This window comes from Streptomyces sp. SID5910 (assembly GCF_009862125.1).
GTDB lineage: Bacteria > Actinomycetota > Actinomycetes > Streptomycetales > Streptomycetaceae > Streptomyces.
Genome location: NZ_WWHX01000053.1, coordinates 1 through 343, shown reverse-complemented (window position 1 = coordinate 343; position 343 = coordinate 1). Strand labels below are relative to the sequence as shown.

The window sequence follows — 343 nt, the reverse complement described above, 5'->3', positions numbered from 1 at the left end:
TGGCGTTATCGGGTGGCGTGGTCGCCGGTGACGGTGGCCTCCGGTGTGTTGTCGGGGGCGTGGCTGGTCGTGGTGCCGGCTGGGTTTGCCGATGACGCGTGGGTGAGTGAATGTGTCGCGGGTCTGGCGCGTTGTGGTGCGTGGCCTGTGGTGCTGGAGCTTGCTGCGGACGAGTCCGGTCGTGAGGCGGTGGCCGGCCGTCTGCGTCCGCTGGTGGCTGGTGAGCCTGACGGGTTTGCCGGTGTGGTGTCGTTGCTCGGACTGGCGTCGAACCGGCATGAGGTTTTCGGTTCGGTTCCGGTGTCGGTGGCGTTGACGCTGGGTCTGGTGCAGGCGCTGGGTG

General features: G+C 68.2%; 1 protein-coding gene. It reads left to right on the top strand.

Annotated features, from left to right (window positions below; genetic code table 11):
• Positions 1-147 precede the first annotated feature (147 nt).
• Positions 148-343 (top strand): hypothetical protein (locus GTW67_RS37380; RefSeq protein ID WP_237518603.1); only part of this gene is annotated, 196 nt, incomplete at its 3' end.